Source organism: Modestobacter sp. DSM 44400 (assembly GCF_900107175.1).
GTDB lineage: Bacteria > Actinomycetota > Actinomycetes > Mycobacteriales > Geodermatophilaceae > Modestobacter.
Genome location: NZ_FNOZ01000141.1, coordinates 1 through 2158 on the forward strand (window position 1 = coordinate 1; position 2158 = coordinate 2158).

Consider the following 2158-nt stretch of genomic DNA (forward strand, 5'->3'; position numbering starts at 1 on the left):
GTCGTACCCGCCGCGCATGATGGGCCCGTCAGCAACGCCGCCTAGTTGATCAACGGGCCGCTACCGAAGTTCCACGGAACTCGGGACATCCTCCTACGGGACGTGGCTCAGCGCTTCGAGGACGGCGGCGGCGCCGGTGGCCGGCACTTTGCGGCCGAAGTAGACGTCGGTGGTCATGGAGGTACTGGCGTGCCCCAACTGGTCGGCGGCGGCTCGAGAGGAGAGGCCGGCTTGATCCATCAGGGTGGCGACGGTCTTGCGGAAGACGTGAGACGTGACCCAGTCGAATCCTGCGGCGGCGAATGCATCGCGAAGGTCAGCTCGGGTGTTGGACGGGTCGCGCCATCCGCCCAGGGGCGCCGGGAAGACCGGGCGGCTGCCGTCCCGCGGATCACCGCCGGTGGTTCGAGCGGCCAGCACCGTGACGCACCAGCCCGGCAGGATGAGAGTTCTGGCGCCCGCGTCTGTCTTGGTCTTCTTGACGATCAGACCCCGGCCCTTGACGCGGACCACTGCGGCCCGAACGTCGATCGTGCCGGCGTTCAGGTCGACGGCGTCCCACGTAAGACCGCAGGCCTCGCCGATGCGGAGTCCGGTGGCCATCAAGAAGCTGACCAGGTCGGGCAGGTCCCGGACGATGGCGCGGTCGTCATAGGTGAGGGCGGCGCGGAGCTGCCGGAGCTGTGCCACGGTGAGCGCGCGCGGTGCCTTCTTCACTTTGGCGCCCAATGGGCTCACCGCGCGTACCGGGTTGTGCTGGAGGGCGTCGTGGCGGGCGGCGAGGGAGCACATGCCCGACAGGACCGAGCGGCACAGCCGGGCGGTGGCCACGCCGTGTTTGGCCGTGATCGCCCGCAGGTGCCGGTCCAAGACCCCGGCCGTGAGTTCGCGGACCCGCAGTTCGCCGAGCGCCGGGAGGATTTGCACGTCCAGCCTGCGGCGATAGGCGTCCATGGTGACCGGGGACAGGTCGATCAGCCCCGCGTACCAGGCATCGGCCAACGCCGACACCCGGCTGGCACCGGTGATGTGGCCGCTGGCGCTCACCTGGCTACGGTCGCGCAGCGCCAACTTCAAGGCGATCTCGGCGGCTGTCTTGGTCCGTCCGTTCCGCTCCACGGACCGAACCCTGCCGTCGTAGTCCCGAGTCAGTGCCCGGGTTCGGTAGCCAGTGTCGGTGCGGTAGCAACGGATGGCCCCCGAGGTTCCGAGGGCCAGCGTCGGGCGTCCCATAAGCCCCCATTTTACCCCCATTTTACTCACCGAATTGGGGAGTCAGCGGCGGTGAAGGGCGGTTGTCAGAAGTCAGCCAAACGAACAAACATCCTGGTCAGAGGCGAGTGAAGGGTATAGAAAAGGACCCCGGGTGACTCGCGACTGATTTTCCGCGGGTTGAGGGTTCGATCCCCTCGGGGCCCACCGTGTTGACCGGCTCGTTTGCCTTTGTGCAGGGCGTTCGCCGGACGTAGCGCCCACACGGCTTGTCGGGGGCGACCGGTAGTGGGGCGTATGCAACAGGGGCGGGTAGCTCAGTGAAACGTGTGTTGCGGTTGCGTGGTTCCGGGCCAGCGTTCACGCGTCAGCGCTCGACCGCTGGTCCTCGCGATGTGGCACGGTCGCGCAGGTGACCAGCAGACCCGCCGTGGCGCAGCACCTGCGCGACCTCGCGCGGCTGCGCCGCGTCCGCGACCGGATCGACCGGGAGTACGCGCAGCCGCTGAACGTCGAGGTGCTCGCCCGCGGCGCGCACATGTCGGCCGGGCACCTCAGCCGCGAGTTCCGGCTCGCCTACGGCGAGTCGCCGTACGGCTACCTGATGACGCGGCGCATCGAACGAGCGATGGCGCTGCTGCGTCGTGGCGACCTCAGCGTCACCGAGGTCTGTTTCGCGGTCGGCTGCTCGTCGCTGGGCACCTTCAGCACTCGCTTCACCGACCTGGTCGGTTTGCCGCCCAGCACCTACCGGCGCCACGCGGCGCGCGCGACGGCGGAGATGCCGTCGTGCGTGGCGAAGCAGGTGACCAGACCGATCAGGAATCGAGAAGCGCCGGTTCCCGAGCCGCACCTAGCCTCGAGATTTCATACCAGCCGGCCTCGACGGGAAGTTGATCAAACGGAAAGTGCCCCTGACCTGCGAGAATGGGACTTGTCGAGAGTC

General features: G+C 68.1%; 2 protein-coding genes. One reads left to right on the forward strand and one right to left on the reverse strand.

Annotation, left to right across the window (positions count from 1 at the left end):
* Nucleotides 1–93 precede the first annotated feature (93 nt).
* Nucleotides 94–1119, reverse strand: a complete 1026-nt coding sequence (xerC, locus tag BLW04_RS25275; RefSeq protein ID WP_254781992.1) for a site-specific integrase — start codon at nt 1117–1119, stop codon at nt 94–96.
* Between the two features lie 523 nt (nt 1120–1642).
* Between xerC and BLW04_RS25280 the strand changes: the two genes are divergently transcribed.
* Nucleotides 1643–2158, forward strand: a 516-nt coding sequence (locus tag BLW04_RS25280) for a helix-turn-helix transcriptional regulator (RefSeq protein WP_217631277.1), incomplete at its 3' end; no start/stop codon positions are given.